This is a genomic window from Glaciibacter sp. 2TAF33, from assembly GCF_052114945.1.
Taxonomy (GTDB): Bacteria; Actinomycetota; Actinomycetes; order Actinomycetales; family Microbacteriaceae; genus Cryobacterium.
Window position 1 is genome coordinate 267,065 of sequence record NZ_JBFRFS010000001.1, and the last position, 15,510, is coordinate 282,574.

Annotated in this window: 16 protein-coding genes and 1 pseudogene; 13 read left to right on the forward strand and 4 right to left on the reverse strand. The window is 65.5% G+C overall.

Going from position 1 to position 15,510, the window contains the following annotated elements:
- The gene (locus AB4Y94_RS01345) at window positions 1-351 is read right to left on the reverse strand and encodes a metalloregulator ArsR/SmtB family transcription factor (protein WP_441723989.1); all 351 of its coding nucleotides are present in this window, start codon (window positions 349-351) and stop codon (window positions 1-3) included.
- Between the two features lie 90 nt (window positions 352-441).
- On the opposite strand from AB4Y94_RS01345, the gene AB4Y94_RS01350 reads away from it, so the two are divergent.
- The 6 genes from AB4Y94_RS01350 (at window position 442) to AB4Y94_RS01375 (ending at window position 6,086) form a co-directional block, all read left to right on the forward strand.
- Window positions 442-1,758, forward strand: coding sequence for an FAD-dependent oxidoreductase (locus tag AB4Y94_RS01350; protein WP_441723991.1), 1,317 nt, complete (start codon window positions 442-444; stop codon window positions 1,756-1,758).
- 20 nt (window positions 1,759-1,778) lie between these two features.
- Entirely contained in the window at window positions 1,779-3,365 is a 1,587-nt protein-coding gene (locus tag AB4Y94_RS01355) for an FAD-dependent monooxygenase (RefSeq protein WP_441723993.1), read from the forward strand.
- 25 nt (window positions 3,366-3,390) lie between these two features.
- Window positions 3,391-4,368, forward strand: a complete 978-nt coding sequence (locus AB4Y94_RS01360; protein ID WP_441723994.1) for a metalloregulator ArsR/SmtB family transcription factor — start codon at window positions 3,391-3,393, stop codon at window positions 4,366-4,368.
- 50 nt (window positions 4,369-4,418) lie between these two features.
- Complete coding sequence (locus tag AB4Y94_RS01365; protein WP_441723996.1) at window positions 4,419-4,853, forward strand: arsenate reductase ArsC; 435 nt, start codon at window positions 4,419-4,421, stop codon at window positions 4,851-4,853.
- A gap of 97 nt (window positions 4,854-4,950) precedes the next feature.
- Window positions 4,951-5,340, forward strand: coding sequence for a ChaB family protein (locus AB4Y94_RS01370; protein ID WP_441723998.1), 390 nt, complete (start codon window positions 4,951-4,953; stop codon window positions 5,338-5,340).
- A gap of 74 nt (window positions 5,341-5,414) precedes the next feature.
- Window positions 5,415-6,086 (forward strand): hypothetical protein, encoded by a 672-nt coding sequence (locus AB4Y94_RS01375; protein ID WP_441724000.1) that lies wholly within the window; start codon window positions 5,415-5,417, stop codon window positions 6,084-6,086.
- 25 nt (window positions 6,087-6,111) lie between these two features.
- Here the strand turns inward: AB4Y94_RS01375 and AB4Y94_RS01380 are convergent, their stop codons facing one another.
- Complete coding sequence (locus AB4Y94_RS01380; protein WP_441724002.1) at window positions 6,112-7,077, reverse strand: plastocyanin/azurin family copper-binding protein; 966 nt, start codon at window positions 7,075-7,077, stop codon at window positions 6,112-6,114.
- 211 nt (window positions 7,078-7,288) lie between these two features.
- Here AB4Y94_RS01380 and rpsO (AB4Y94_RS01385) point away from each other — a divergent pair, with 211 nt between their 5' ends.
- From rpsO (AB4Y94_RS01385) to rpsO (AB4Y94_RS01395), 3 genes and pseudogenes are all read left to right on the forward strand, one after another.
- Window positions 7,289-7,558, forward strand: a complete 270-nt coding sequence (gene rpsO, locus AB4Y94_RS01385; protein WP_441724004.1) for a 30S ribosomal protein S15 — start codon at window positions 7,289-7,291, stop codon at window positions 7,556-7,558.
- A 135-nt stretch (window positions 7,559-7,693) separates the two neighbouring features.
- A complete protein-coding gene (locus tag AB4Y94_RS01390; protein ID WP_441724006.1) occupies window positions 7,694-8,107 on the forward strand; it encodes a VOC family protein in 414 nt (137 codons plus the stop codon).
- Between the two features lie 168 nt (window positions 8,108-8,275).
- Window positions 8,276-8,368: pseudogene (gene rpsO, locus AB4Y94_RS01395) on the forward strand (30S ribosomal protein S15); the annotation flags it as partial.
- 192 nt (window positions 8,369-8,560) lie between these two features.
- On the opposite strand, the gene AB4Y94_RS01400 reads toward rpsO (AB4Y94_RS01395), so the two are convergent.
- Window positions 8,561-9,631, reverse strand: a complete 1,071-nt coding sequence (locus AB4Y94_RS01400; protein ID WP_441724008.1) for an ABC transporter ATP-binding protein — start codon at window positions 9,629-9,631, stop codon at window positions 8,561-8,563.
- A complete protein-coding gene (locus tag AB4Y94_RS01405) occupies window positions 9,615-10,625 on the reverse strand; it encodes an ABC transporter ATP-binding protein (RefSeq protein ID WP_441724010.1) in 1,011 nt (336 codons plus the stop codon). The genes AB4Y94_RS01400 and AB4Y94_RS01405 overlap by 17 nt, the downstream gene beginning before the upstream one ends.
- A 185-nt stretch (window positions 10,626-10,810) precedes the next feature.
- Between AB4Y94_RS01405 and AB4Y94_RS01410 the strand changes: the two genes are divergently transcribed.
- The 4 genes from AB4Y94_RS01410 to AB4Y94_RS01425 are packed head-to-tail and all read left to right on the forward strand — an operon-like array spanning window position 10,811 to window position 15,508.
- Window positions 10,811-12,022, forward strand: a complete 1,212-nt coding sequence (locus AB4Y94_RS01410; protein WP_441724012.1) for a dipeptidase — start codon at window positions 10,811-10,813, stop codon at window positions 12,020-12,022.
- Window positions 12,019-13,635: an ABC transporter substrate-binding protein gene (locus AB4Y94_RS01415; RefSeq protein WP_441724014.1), complete on the forward strand. Its 1,617-nt coding sequence runs from the start codon at window positions 12,019-12,021 to the stop codon at window positions 13,633-13,635. Before AB4Y94_RS01410 ends, AB4Y94_RS01415 begins: the two co-directional genes overlap by 4 nt.
- 17 nt (window positions 13,636-13,652) lie before the next feature.
- Complete coding sequence (locus tag AB4Y94_RS01420; protein WP_441724016.1) at window positions 13,653-14,615, forward strand: ABC transporter permease; 963 nt, start codon at window positions 13,653-13,655, stop codon at window positions 14,613-14,615.
- Window positions 14,612-15,508: an ABC transporter permease gene (locus AB4Y94_RS01425; protein ID WP_441724018.1), complete on the forward strand. Its 897-nt coding sequence runs from the start codon at window positions 14,612-14,614 to the stop codon at window positions 15,506-15,508. Before AB4Y94_RS01420 ends, AB4Y94_RS01425 begins: the two co-directional genes overlap by 4 nt.
- Window positions 15,509-15,510 lie beyond the last annotated feature (2 nt).

The window sequence follows — 15,510 nt, forward strand, 5'->3', positions numbered from 1 at the left end:
TCACGCCGTGACCAGCACGGAGGCGAGGGAGTCCAGTGCCCCGGGCACCAGCGCGTAGTACGCCCAGGTGCCTCGCTTCGACCGGCTGAGGAAGCCCGCGTCGGTGAGCACTTTCAAATGGTGTGACACGGTCGGCTGGCTGAGCCCGATCGGCTCCGTCAGGTCGCACACACAGGCTTCCTGGCCCTCGGAGGCGGCCACGATCGAGAGCAGCCGGAGCCGGGCGGGATCCGCGATGGCCTTCAACCTGTGAGAGAGGTCCACGGCCTGCGCTGCATCGAGCGGATGCCGGGTCAGCGGAGCGCAGCAGCCCGTCACATCGGTCAGCGGAAGGAGCGTGGGAGCGGACATGCTCCCAGCCTAATTGAATATTGACAGTTGTCGATGTAATCACCATACTCTGTTCATCGACACTCATCGATATTTAAGGAGAACACGGCATTGACGCTCATCGACCTCACCGCACCCGCGATCCGCAGCCCTTTTTCCGGCCCATTGCCGGTGGCGATCATCGGGGCGGGGCCGATCGGTCTCGCCGCCGCGTCCCAGCTCCATGAGCGCGGAATCGACTTCGTCCTCCTCGAGGCGGGAGTCACCATCGCCAGCAGCGTGGCGGCCTGGGGACATACCCGGTTGTTTTCGCCGTGGAAGCACCTCGTGGACCCCGCAGCCCAGCGGCTCCTGGCCGCGACGGGTTGGGCGTCGCCCGACGACACGACCCTCCCGACGGGCAGCGAGTTGATCGAACGGTATCTCGCGCCGCTGGCGGCCCTTGAGGCCATCGCGACCCGGACCCACGCCGGGACCACCGTGATCGCGGTCAGTCGGCAGGGAATGGACCGAACCCGCACGGCCGGCCGCGGTTCCCGGCCCTTCGTCCTCCGGCTGCGCGCCGCCGACGGGAGCGTGACAGACCTGCCCGCGGCCGCCGTCATCGATGCGTCTGGCACCTACCTGAACCCGAACGGCCTGGCCTCAAACGGCCTCGACCCGATCGGTTTCGAGACAGTCGCGGACCATATCAGTCACGCACTGCCCGACGTGCTCGGAGTCGACCGCGAACGATTCGCCGGAAAGCACACGGCGGTCGTCGGCGCCGGTCACTCCGCCGCCAACACCCTCATCAACCTCGCGCGTCTGGCGCGGGAGGAACCGGGCACGAGCGTCACGTGGATCATCCGCAACCCGGCGGCCGTCCGCGTCCTGGGTTCCACAGACGACGAGCTGCAGGCGCGGGCGTCGATCGGTCTGACGGTGCGGGAACTCGTCGACGCCGGTGCCATCACCCGGGTCGACGAATTCGAGATCGTCGCCCTGGAACGCGATCGTGACGGCGTCGACATCATCGGAAACCGACGGGGCGGCCTCGCGCATGTGCGGGCGGACGTCGTTGTGAACGCCACCGGATTCCGCCCCGACCTCGACATGCTGCGCGAGATCCGACTCGGGCTCGACGACATCGTCGAGGCACCCGCCACCCTCGCCCCTTTGATCGACCCGAACCTCCATAGCTGCGGTACCGTCCCGCCCCACGGAGTCGCCGAACTCGCCCACCCGGAACGGAACTTCTTCAGCGCCGGCATGAAGAGCTACGGTCGCGCTCCCACGTTTCTGCTGGCAACCGGGTACGAACAGGTGCGATCCATCGCCGACGAACTTGCCGGGAACGCCGCGGCGGCGCGTCGGGTGCAGCTCGTTCTCCCCGCCACCGGGGTCTGCTCGACCGGCGGAGACGGCGCGTCGGGCTGCTGCCGATGAGGCCGGTCTAGGGTGGGTGCATGGCGGGTCTCGACGAGTCGACCGTGGACGTTCTGATCGTCGGTGCCGGGCCGACCGGTCTCGCCCTGGCGGCCCAATTGCGTGCTCTCGGTGTTGGCTTTCGCATTGTCGACCGGGCGACGGACGCGGTGCACGAGTCACGGGCGCTGGCCATCCAGGCACGCACCCTCGAGGTCCTGACCCCTCTCGGCCTGGGAGCTGAGCTTGCCGCCCAGGGTGACGCGGCGACCGTTCTCCTGATGCACTTTGCGAACAGCACGGCCGAGATCCCACTCTTCGACGAGGGGTTCGACGAAACCTCCTTCCCCTACCTCCTGTTCCTGTCGCAGGCCAAAACGGAGCGGATCCTGGCCGATCGGCTTGCCCAGGCCGGCACGCCGGTCGAACGGGGCGTCGAGTTCCGCACTCTTGCCCACGACGCCGGCGCCGTGACATCGACACTGGACACGGCCGCGGGCGAAGTTGTGATCCGGTCGCGGTACGTGGTCGGCTGCGACGGGGCGCACAGCGCGGTCCGTCACAGCAGCGGCATCCGCTTCCCGGGCACCGCATTTCCCCAAAGCTTCGTCATCGCGGACCTCGAGGCCGACGCCCTGGAAACCGGGCGGGTGCATGTGTACCTGGCCGCCGACGGAATGATGTTCTTCTTTCCGCTCGGTTCGCCGGCTACCTGGCGGATGCTGGTCATGGCCTCACCGACCGCGGCGACGGAAGCGCCGACCCTCGAAGCGGTGCAGGCCATCGTCGGCCGGTACACCACCGATCCCGTCGTGCTGCGGGATCCGGTGTGGCTCACCAACTTCACCGTGCACAGCCGGCGGGCCGAGAGCTTCCGTGCCGGACCCGTCTTCCTCGCCGGGGATGCCGCGCATATCCACAGTCCGGCCGGCGCGCAGGGGATGAATACCGGCATTCAGGATGCCGTCAACCTCGGGTGGAAACTCGCACTGGTGTGCCAGGGCCTCGCTGGTGAGACGGTCCTCGACAGCTACCAGTCTGAACGCCTGCCGGTGGCCCGCTCGGTCCTTCGGATGACAGACCGGGCCTTCCGCGTGGCGACGTCTCGAAACCCGCTGTTCCGATGGTTCAGACCGCGGGCGGCGGCGGTGGTGGTTCCGATGGCCCTGCGGATCCGCCTGCTTCGGCGGATCGGTTTCCTCGTCGTCTCCCAGCTGGGCATCGGATACCGGAAGAGTCCGCTGTCCGTTGAGGGGCGGCCTCGACTGGGACGTCGGGCGCGCGCCGGTGATCGTCTTCCCGACTCCGCGATAACCGTCAACGGTCACGCCACCACACTCCACCGATCGCTGCCGAGCGGATTCTGTCTGCTGTGCTGCGGGCCCGCCGGGGAGTGGCCCGAACACGTGGAGCTTGGCGGCCCCCGGCCGGCCCTGGTCCAGGTCATCCGGCTCAGTTCCGCCGGAGGGCCTGGCGTCTGGGTCGACCCCACGCAGCAGGCGCTCCGGAGGATGGGGCTCCGCCCGGCAGACACCGCCCAATTCCTGGTGCGACCCGACGGGTACATCGGCTACCGTGCCCGGGGCGCCGACCTCAGTGGCGTGCGGGCGTACCTCGAATCGTTGTAATCGGCCTCCGATTCGACTCACGCTCATGGCCTCGACGAGTGGTGACGCAGGCGGGTCGTTCGCCGCGCCGGAGTCCGTCGACCGTGATGCTGCCGAGGGCATGGCCAGGGCGCTGAAAGCGATGGCGGATCCCACTCGGCTGCAATTGCTGGGTCTGGTGGTCGGCAGCCCGGGCGGGCGTGCACTGGTCGGGCAGCTGGCGGACGCGGTCGGGCTGCGTCAGCCGACGGTGAGCCACCATATGCGCGTGCTTGTCGAGCAGGGGCTCCTCGAACGCCGGCCAGACGGCCGCGTGGCCTGGTACTCCGTCGCGCCGGCGCGCCAGGCCGAGGTCGCCGAAGTCCTGCGCGGGGGCGGCCCAACGGATGCCGAGTCGCTGACGCCCGCGGTCCTGGATCGGATCACCGATGACCTCGCCGTGCGCTTCCGCGGCGTGTTCTCATCCGAAACCATCGCGCGTTATGTGCGCGAGAGTTACGCCTTGTTGTCCAGGCGCGCGGGGGTGCCCCGGTTTCTTCCATCTCTCACCAGCCGGTTCGCCGGTGACAGGCTCCGTGCCACCGCCAGCGTCGAGAACCTGATCATCGGGCACACCCCCGAAGTGCTCTTCGTCTGCGTGCAGAACGCGGGCCGATCGCAGATGGCCTCCGCCATCCTCCGTTCTCTTGCCGGGGACAGTGTACGAGTGCGGACCGCAGGGTCGGAGCCGGCGGCGCTGGTGAATCCCCTCGTGATCAGTGCACTCGATGAGGTCGGCATCCCCCTCGCGGGCGAATACCCCAAACCGCTCACTGACGAGGTGGTCCGAGCCGCCGACTATGTGATCACCATGGGCTGCGGCGACGCGTGCCCGGTCTACCCCGGCCGCCGCTACCTCGACTGGGATCTGGCTGATCCGGTGGGCCTGCCGGTGGAGGGTATCCGCGCGGTCCGCGACGACATCGCCGACCGGGTGCGAGGGCTGCTCGATGAAATCCGGGGTTCCAGCCCGACCGCTCGGTGAGCCGCACCGTTCCCGGTTCCCTTCGATAGACCATCGTCTATGCTTTGGGTATGTCCGGTACCAGAGGGAATGCGTCGACCGTCAAGCCCACCGTCCTCTTCGTCTGCGTGCACAACGCCGGGCGTTCCCAAATGGCCGCGGGCTACCTTACCGCTCTGTCCGACGGCGGCGTTGACGTACTCTCCGCCGGCTCCGAGCCGAAGAGCCAGATCAATCCGGTTGCGATCCAGGCCATGGCCGAGGACGGCATCGACATCGCGGGAAATGTTCCCAAGATCCTCACCACGGATGCCGTGAAGGAGTCCGATGTGGTGATCACCATGGGATGCGGCGACGTGTGCCCGATCTTCCCCGGCAAGCGGTACGAGGACTGGGAGCTCGACGACCCGGCCGGCCAGGGCATCGAGGCCGTGCGCCCGATTCGCGACGAGATCAAGGCGCGGATCCAGAAGCTGCTCGCCGAAATCCTTCCGTCGGCCGCCTAGGCAGGACTATCGCACCTGTCGTTCGGGATTCGGCGGGCGTAACGTTGCCATCGACACACCGACACCCACGTGAATCCTGCAGACGACAGGGAGAGCAATGCCCGCCTCAGAGGAAATGCCCGACACCATCAAACGCTCGCCCGAGCACGCGCAGGCGTTGTGGTCGAAGGCGCACGATTCTGCGGTCACAAGCTACGGGGAGGGCGAACGCGCCCATCGCACCGCCTTCGCGGCCTTGAAGCACGAGTACGAGAAGGTGGGGGACCACTGGGAGGCGAAGGATCAATGGGGTCCATCGGATGCCGGCGCCACGCGTCGCGGGGCTGGCACCGCCGGGGGAGTTGACGCCAATGCCTCCAAGCAGCACCTTTATTCCATCGCCCGGCGACTCGAGGTTCCGGGGCGTTCGTCGATGTCCAAGGACGAGCTGGTGGAGGCAATCCAGAAAGCCAACGATCGCGAGACTCGGAAGGCGCGCGAGGGCTGACCGCTCCCGTTGCGAGCCCGAGGTCCTTTCCCGCGTTCGGTAGTGTGTGAGGTGGAGCAGAAGGCGGGCAGTAGATGAAGTTCACGTGGAAGAAGCGGAACGCCGCGCCACCTGAGCCATTCGACTACACCCTGCTCCCCGACCCGGAACCGGCGGCCCTTCGGGACCAGGTTTCCGAGGGCATGATGCTCGCCCAGTTCGCCGGGCGGATGGCACTGAAGAACCAGATCGTGATCGGGACGCTCACCGATCCCGCGCCCTATGACGCGGCGCGCTACACGGATGCGGCCCGCGCGGTGCTCGAGGAACAAGCGGTCGAGTCGGACGAGTCAGCGCGCCTGGCCGAGGAGGAACGCCGGATGGCCACGGGCCGGCAGGGCGTCGGACAGCACCAGCACGACTACCGGGAGAGCGATACCGCCAACCTGCTGCGACGGCACCGCGTGCACACGACCGTCGCCGAGCGGCTGCGTGCGATGGAGGATGACCCGGACTACCTTGCCGGGTTCATCGAACGCGCCAGGGACGACGCCTGGGGCGACATCGCCGGCGCCATCACCGCCCGGCTCGACCGGGAGTGGCCGGTCTACACGGGGGCATCCGGTATGGACGCGGGGGACCAGGACGACTCGCCGCGTAAGCAGCACAAGCGAACCCGCCAGCTGCAGAAGGACCTTGCGAAACTCGTGCACCAGTACCAGTACCAGCACCAGCACCAGCACCAGCACGAGCACGACCGCGGTTGACGGCGTTACAGGCGCGCGGCATCCGTCATCCGACGACGATCACCTTGCCCACCATGCCCATGTAGTCGTGCAGGGCGCAGATGTACTTGAACGTTCCGGTTCGGTTGAACGTGACGCTGAAGCTCGACTGCGGCGGCATGATGCCCGAATTGAGCTGCCCGCCGGTGTAGTTGGCCGGCGTGCCGATCGGAACGAACGGATTGCCTTCCTGCCCGAACGTGACGGTGTGCGGCGCGCCCATTCCGTTGTTGACGAACCTCACGGTTTCACCGACCCGCACCACCGTGATCGGACTGACGAACCGCATCACCATGACAGTGCCGTTGTCTGCCCCGGCGATCACGACGCGCCGGCTGGCCTGGGTGATCGTCTTCCCGGCCAGCAGGTACCCCTTCACGAGAAGCGCGCGCTCGGTTGCCTGGGACTGCCGGTCGTACTGAGCCTGGGTGAACGGGTACGGCGTGCCCGCAGCACGCACATGCACGACGCCCTTCATTGCCATCCCATGGACCAGGCAGTAGTAGGTGTAGTCGCCGGCCGCGGGGAAGGTCAGGTTGTAGTGGGTGACAGCCGGGAACCCGCTGTCGGTGACGTTCGTCATGACGCCCGAGTTGTAGTACGAGCTGCCGTCATAGACGGGCCCGCCCTGGGGCAACGCCTCGAGGGGATTCGTCGGGTCGAACGGCTGGGTTGACTCCAATGTCTGCCCGGCGGCCAGGAGTGTCACGGTGTGGATCTCGGCCGAATTCGCCGCCCAACTCACGGTGTCGCCGGCATTGACGAATACCTCAGACGGGAGGAACGCCATGCTTTGGATGGCCTGGTCCCGCGATTCAGACCCGACCTGCACGGTAAAGGTTTGCGTGCCGGCGGGGGTGCTCGCGAAGGCGCCGGTGCCGAGCGAGAGCGGCACGACCAGTGCCGCCAGCGCGACAATCACCATCGACGACCTTCCCGCGGCTCGACGCCGCTGTTCTATCTGCTGACTCATGCGAAGGTTCCTTTCCGATCACCTGCGGCCGCCCCGCTACCGTGATAGCTGAGAATTGCTCAGGTGTCAAGGGGAAGAACTATCAGCCGGTCGCCGTGCCGTCCCTTGGGTCTGCTAAACTCTTCAGGTTGCCGTCCAACGGCCGCGGACTAAGAGAGCTCAGGCATCCTGCCCCGGGCACCGCGCAATGAGAGATAAGGGGATTCCATCTATGGCACTCGAAGCTAATGCTAAGAAGGCGATCATCGAAGAGTACGCTACCCACCCAGGTGACACCGGATCCCCCGAGGTCCAGATCGCGATGCTCACGCAGCGCATCAAGGACCTCACCGAGCACCTCAAAGAGCACAAGCACGACCACCACTCACGTCGTGGCCTGCTTCTGCTGGTTGGTCAGCGTCGCCGTCTGCTCGGTTACCTGTCGGACGTGGACATCAACCGCTACCGCTCGCTGATCGAGCGCCTCGGCCTTCGTCGATAACGCGAACTTCTTACAAACGGGTCGTCACCTTTCGAGGTGGCGGCCCGTTCTGTTTGTGCCGGCGTTATAGTGTGACCGCACACCGGGTGGTAGGACGGAAGCTATGACATCGATCACCGGTCTGGCGTCGGTCCCGTGAAGACCCTCCATGTCGCGTTCCGCGTCTCCGATCTCGTGACCTCACTCGAGTTCTACACTGCGCTGGGGTATGTCGAGGTCGGCCGCGTGGACATCGGAGGCGGCACCACCCTCACCATGCTCAAGTTCCCGGGGGAGGCTGTCGTCACACTTGAGTTGGCCTACCGGCCGGCCGATGGAGTGGTGGACGTCGGCTCCGGATTCAGCCACCTCGTCGTCCAGGTGGATTCCCTGGCCTCCATCATCCGGGAGTTGTCACAATCCGGCCTCACACCGGCGCCCCCGGAACGCCCCGGCGGCCCCGATGGACCGCAGACGTCGTGGCTGAAGGATCCTGACGGTTACCGCATCGAATTGGTCGAGTGGCCCCCCAGTCATCCCGACGGAATCACCGCCACCGACGTCGGCTGATCCCCGACGTGTGCGACCGTCGACCTCACGCTCGGGCGGCAGCCGCTCGACAACTCGAACAACGGCTGGCTGCTGCGTGCGCTCGCTTTCTTCTCCCGGCATGACGCCGCAGACTGGGTCACTGACGGCCGGGTCGAGTTCATCGCCAACATCGGCATGTTCGTGCCGATGGGCCAGCGTCACCGTCTGCTCGGCTACCTGTCGGACGTGGACGTCAACCGTTACCGCTCGCTGATCGAGCGCCTCGGTTTTCGTCGATAACGCGAACTTCTTCCGAACGGGTCGTCACGTTTCGAGGTGGCGCCCCGTTCTGTGTCTCGACAGGCTCGACAACCGGTGGTCGAGCTTGTCGAGACCCGTCATCACCGCCGGGCGGGCTCCACGGGGTTCAATCCGCGGTCCGTTTTCGACGCGTTCAGCTGGCGTATGGCGCCCGGCTGGTCGTGGTGTGTCTTAGACCCCCGACCGCTCAACAACAGCCTGGACCAGCGCCTCTTCGGCGTGGTGGCATGACACGTGGCGGCTTCCGTGGGCCTCATCCGCCCGCGGAAGCATACGCAATGGGGGCACAATCGTTCGGCACTCGTCCGTAGCCATCCAGCAGCGCGGATTGAACCGGCAGCCACTGGGCGGGTTGACCGGTGACGGCGGTTCCCCGCCGAGGATCCTCCGTCGTGCCAGGCGCCCACGGTCCGCCCTGGTGCGAGCCGGAGTGGCCGAGAGTAGTGCCTGGGTGTACGGATGCGACGGAGCGTTGTAGATGGTGTCGGTGTCGCCGATCTCGGCGACCCGCCCCAGATACATGACTGCCACTCGGTCGGCGATGTGGTGCACCACGGAGAGGTCGTGGGCGATGAACAGGATGGCGACGCCCAATCTTTTCTGGAGGTCGCCGAGCAGGTTCACCACCTGGGCCTGCACCGACACGTCGAGCGCTGACACGGCCTCATCGCACACGAGCACCTCGGGGTCAAGAGCCAGAGCACGGGCGATCCCGATCCGCTGGCGCTGGCCACCGGAGAACTGGTGCGGATACCGGCTCATCATGTCGGGGGCGAGCCCGACGAGGCCGAGCAGTTCGGCGACTCGCTCGCGCCGGCTGGCCGAATTGCCGGTGCGAGTGGCGGCCATTGGTTCCGCGATGATGTCGCCGACGCTCATGCGTGGATCAAGCGAGGTGTACGGGTCCTGGAAGATCATCTGGACGCCGCGGCGCAGTTCTCGGCGGTCGCGACGACGTCCGCGGGTGACGTCGACGCCGTGATAGCGGAGGCTCCCGCCATCAGGTCGCTCGAGTCCCACGAGCATCCTGGCGAGCGTCGACTTGCCGCAGCCAGACTCACCGACGACCCCGAGGGTCTCGCCGGCGTGAAGTCCGAGGCTCACTCCGTCGACCGCCGAGACGCGTACCGGGTGCAACCGCGACCCGCTCGTGAAGGTGCGGCGGAGGTCCGTCGCCTCAAGAACGAGGCGGCGATCCGAGACAGGGGAGTGGTCGACGGCGGTGTCAAGCAGCGGATTCACTCAGCAACTCCTCTGATCGGTGGCAGGCGGCGTCACGGTCGGGGGTGACTTCGACCAGCGGCGGGCGCACGCTGCGGCAGAGGTCGATCGCCAGGCGGCAGCGTGGGTTGAAGGGGCATCCCGGCGGTGTCTGGGCCGGACTGGGCGGCGACCCCGGGATCGTCAGCAGGCGTTCGCCGCGGCCGGCCGCCTGGGGGATGGATCGCAGCAACGCCTCGGTGTACGGGTGCGCTGGCCGGTTAAGCACGGTATCGGTGTCACCACGCTCCACGAGACGGCCCGCGTACATGACGGCCAGCCGGTCGGCCACCTCCATGACCACGCCGAGGTCGTGGGTGATCAGCAGGATGCCCATCCCGAGTTGGCCGCGCAGGTTCCCGAGGAGATCGAGGATCTGCGCCTGCACGGTGACGTCGAGCGCCGTGGTCGGCTCGTCTGCGATGAGCATCTCCGGCTCGAGGGCGATCGCCATGGCAATGAGGATCCGCTGCCGCATGCCGCCGGAGAACTGGTGCGGGTAATCGTCGACCCGCGACGTGGGGGAGGGGATACCGACCAGTGCGAGCAGTTCGATCGCGCTCGCCCTGGCTTGCTTTGCGGTGGCTCCACGATGCACGCGGAAGAGCTCGCCGATTTGCCTGCCGATGGTCATCACCGGATTGAGGGCCGAGAGCGCGTCCTGGAGCACGAGACTCATCCGGTCGCCGCGGAGCAGCCGACGGGCCTCGTCATCGAGGTGTTTGAGGTCTACACCGGCGACGACGAGTTCGCTCACCTCCACCCTGGTGTGCTCATCGGTCAAGCCCATGACCGCCCTCGCCGTGACGGACTTGCCCGACCCCGACTCGCCGAGGAGGGCCACGAACTCCCCACGCGCAACGTCCAGGTCGATGTTTTGCACCGCGCGCACCTCGCGCCCGCCGCCCGTGAAGGTGACGTTCAAGTCCCGAACGCGGAGGGCGCTCGTGCCCGGAGTCGTGAGTTTTGGTTCCACGGTTCCATCCTCGCATCGAAAGTTCACCGATATGTTTCAAGTGGATTACTTTTTTGCCGAATTTCTTCATTCATATTGACATATATGCCGGATATATACCAGATTGGCTGCTCAGGTGCCGGGGTGCGTCACAGGCGGACGGCCGGCACGCGACAGAGCGTGCACGACGACTATGGAGGCAACACGTGCTGGAACCCGCAGAGCGCTACACCGGATACACCGCATACGACTATCTCGAGGCCGGTAAGGACTATAAGGAGTTCACCTACGCCAAGCAGGTAGGCCGCGTGCCCGCCTACGCGGGCCTCGACCTCAGCGCCGATGAAGAGGCGCGCACCACGAAGCTCCTCACGGAGGAGACCGTCATCTCGCTACACGAGCACGTGCAGGTCTTCCCCGAGGACATGACGCAGCTACGCGATCACATCCGTCAGGGACGCGAACCAACGGCTTACGAGGGCCTGGCCGGTTCTGGCCTCACCGCTGTCTTCGACAACGGCATGGACGGCACCTGCTGCATCTCGAGCGACGCCGGGTGGAAGTACCAGGACGTGCTGTTCGACCTCGGCGTGCGCATGGCCGACCTTGCGCACCAGGACTTCGTGATGAAGGCGGAGTCGATCGCAGACATCAACCTCGCCAAGGAGACGGGCCGCATCGCCCACATCTTCGCACTTGAGGCGTCAACGATGATCGAAAACGAGGTCGACCGGCTCGACGTGCTCTACGGCTTCGGTGTTCGCCAGATGGGCATCGCATACTCGGAGGCCAACACCCTCGGCGGCGGGCTCAAGGAGCGTGGCGACGGCGGACTGACCTACTTCGGCGAGCGCGCCGTGGCTCGAATGAACAAGCTCGGCATCGCAATCGACATCTCACACAGCGGTGACCAGACCTGCCTTGACGTGATAGCCGCATCGACGAAGCCGGTGTTCATCACCCACGCGGGCGCACGCGGGCTCTGGCCGACCAACCGCATGAAGACAGATGAAACGATCATCGAGTGCGCCAAGCGCGGCGGTGTTATCGGCATCGAAGCAGCCCCGCACACCACCCTTTCGCCGCAGCATCCGCTCCACTCGCTTGAATCCTTCATGGACCACTTCCAGTACTGCGTCGACCTGGTCGGCCTGGAGCACGTGAGCTTCGGCCCTGACACCCTCTTCGGCGACCACGTCGGTCTGCACGACGCGTTCTCGTCGAACCTGTCCCTCGGCCAGGCGCACGGCCAGGTCGAGTTCCAGAAGGTGCCCTACGTCGACGGAGTCGAAAACCCCGGTGAGGCGTTCTTCAACATCATCGGCTGGCTGGTCAAGCACAATTACTCCGACGACGACATCCGCGCCGTCGTCGGCGGCAACACCCTGCGGGTCCTTGAGGAGGTTTGGGTTTCATGAGAAAACGCAGTCTGATCATCGCCGCGGGCGCATTGTCCGTGGCGCTCGCGATGAGCGCGTGCGCGCCGTCCGCGCCGCCCGTGAAGTCGGCCGCGCCGACCGGCGCGAGCAACGACACGCTCACCATCGCAACGACGACCGATGTCGTGAACTACAACCCGCTGATCGGCAACAGTCGCAGCGACTATTGGATCACCAACCTGATGTACCCGCATCTCATGAGCATCGCTGACGACGGCAAGAAGACCGCCGCCTTGGCGACGAAGTGGGGCTACGTCGACGACACGACGGCCTTCTACGAGATCCGCACCGATTTCACCTGGAGCGACGGCGAACCCGTCACTTCCGAAGACGTCGCGTGGACGCTGAACGCCGTCAAGAAGGACAAGCCGTCTGGCACCTTCTACGGCCAGATGGCGCACTTCGCCTCCGCTGAAGCCGTGTCAGACACCCGGATCGAGGTCAAGTTGACCGAGCCCGACTCCTCGATGATCGAGGAACTCGGTTTCTGGGGAAACGTCGTGCCGAAGCACGTCTTCGGGAAGGCGGCTTCGGTGGCCACGTTCCCGAACGACGGCACCGACGGAGGATGGGTCGGCGCAGGGCCGTACACCCTCACCAATGTGCAGGTCGGCCAGAGCTACACGATGGATCGAGTGGACAACTACCCTCTTGTCGAGGGCGGCAAACCGCTTGCCGCCAAGGTCGTGTATCGCGTCTTCCCTGACGTGAACACGGAGATCCTGGCGTTACAGAGTGGCGAGGTGGATGTGATCGCGAACGCCCTTCCGCCGGCGCAGGTCTCACAGCTCGAAAAGACCGATGGCATCAAGGTCCAGAAGGTTGTGGGCCTCGGTTACGCCCACATGACGTACAACATGCAGAAGCCTGACTTGGCCAAGCTCGAGGTGCGCCAGGCGCTCGCCCACGCGGTGGACTATGAAACTATCCGCAAGGTCGTGCTCCAAGGACAGGCTGTGTCGACGGGCTCCAGCGCCCTTATGCCCGTGCTCTCCGACTACTACGACAAGTCGCTCAAGGAGTACACCTTCGACCCCGACATGTCGCGCAGCCTGATGAAAAAGGCGGGCTACGTCGAGGATGCCGACGGCAACTTCAACGTCTCCTTCCGTCTCATCTACTCGCTGCAAGACAGCGTCACGAGCCAGTGGGCCCAGCTGGTGAAGGACAGCTCGGCCAAAGCCGGCATCACGATCGAGCTGCAGGGCACCGAGCGAAACACCTACCTGGCGATGACCAATGCGGGTGACTACGACATCTATGCCGGCAACTTCGCCATCATGGACGACCCAGTCACTAACTTCGTGTTGTCCTACCTGCCCGGAGGTGCAATCAACTACACCTACGTCGACGATCCGAAGCTGAACGACCTGATCGCCAAGGGGTCGGTCACCTCCGACACCAAGGCCAAAATCGCGATCATGCAGGACGCCGCGAAGATCGTCCACGACCAGGTCTATGACAACATCATGTACACCCAGAACCTCAACTTCGCGCACAGGGCGGACTGGGAGGGTTTCGTGACGAGGCCGAGTGAGCTTCTGTCGATCGTGTCCCCGGTGTCGGTCGCGAACGCTCACAAGGTCAAGTAGGGAAGAGGGCTGCCCGCGTGTCTCGTTTGTCATTTGTTCTCCGCCGCATCGGCAGGGGTCTGTTCACGATTTTGTTCGCCGTGACAGTGACCTTCCTCCTGCTCCGACTGTTGCCCGGAGACCCGGCCCTGGCAATCGCCAGCCCGAACATGACCGAGGAGACCCGGGCAGCCCTGCTCCAGCAGTATGGGCTCGACAAGCCCTTGTTCGTGCAATACCTGATCTATCTTGGTCAGCTCCTGCAGGGCAACTTCGGGACATCGTTCACCCAGTCAATCCCGGTGATGAACGTGCTCATGCAGCGCCTGCCCTGGACTCTGTTGCTCACCTTCACCGCACTCATCATCACCGTGCTGGTCGGCGTGCCGCTCGGCGTTCTCGCGGCATCGCGCCGGGGGAAGCTCGCTGACAAGGTCGTGCAGGTGATCGGCGTCACCGGGCAATCGCTTTTCGTTCCGAGCATCGGCGTTCTCCTGCTGTTCGTTTTCGGGCTGATGCTCGGCTGGTTTCCGATCGGCGGCGCCTATTCGTCGGGCACCTACGGGATGGACTGGTACAGAAGCGTGGCAAGCCACCTCGTGCTGCCTGCCACCTCGCTCATGCTCATCCAGCTTGGATCCTATGTATTGACCATGCGATCGACGCTGATCGATGCGCTTCAGGAGGACTACGTCACCCTGGCGAAAGCGAATGGGCTGCCCTACCGCCGCATCCTCTGGCGGCATGCATTGCGCAATGCGCTCCTGCCCACGACGACGCTGATCGGGCTCCAACTCGGATTCCTCGTGGGCGGCGCAGTACTCACCGAGACCGTGTTCGCCTACCCCGGCATCGGCCGCGGCATTTACGAAGCCGTCACACAGCTCGACTTCCCGGTGCTCCAGGGGGCATTCCTGCTTCTGGCCATCACTGTTGTGGTCGCCAACATGGTGACGGACATCATTTACGGATTCCTCGACCCCAGGGTGAAGACATCATGACTTCGATCGGACTCGACCCCAGCGCCGTTCTGGCCGAACCCGTCGCCACCGAGAGCGAACGCGCCGGGGCGGCAACCTGGCGGGTGTTCCGCAAGGAACCGCTCGGCCTTGTCTCGGCCGGCATCCTCCTTCTCCTGGTCGTCGTCGCCCTGGCAGCGCCGCTCCTCGCGCCGTACCCGGCCAGCTACGGAACCGATGTGCTCGTGCCGCCGGGCGGCGCATACCCATTCGGGACCGACTCCCTGGGGCGGGACCTGCTCGGCGAAGTGATCTGGGGAACGCAACAGAGTCTGCTGGTCGCCGTGTCGGCATCCGTCATCGCCATCGGCATCGGCACCCTAGTCGCGGTCATCGGCGCGTACTTCCGCCGGATCGACACGTTCATCAGCGTGCTGGTCGACCTCACGCTTTCCCTGCCGGTGCTGCCCCTGATGATTCTCGTGGCTGCACTGGTGGGCCCCAGCACCGCCACGATCATCGCGGTCGTCGCCGCATTCTCCTGGCCGGAGGTGACCCGACTCGTGCGCTCGCAGGCACTGACTGTCGTCAACCTTCCCTACGTCGATGCGGCGCGGCTGATGACCACGTCGCCGGTGTGGATCATCGCCAGGCATGTCGTCCCTGCCGTCACTCCGGTGATCGTCGTGTCAGTTGTCGTGACGGCGTCGCGTGCGGTGCTCTCCGCCGCCGGTCTCGCATTCCTCGGCTTGGGCGACCCGACCACGTGGTCGTGGGGACGAATCCTCTATGAGGCCCAGCAGTCCGGCGCGATGTCAAGCGCTTGGTGGCTCACACTCTTCCCGTCGATCGCCATCTTGATGCTGGTACTCTCGGCAACTCTTTTGTCCATCGCGTACAACGATGCGCGCAACCCACGCAACCGGTCCCGCTAGGA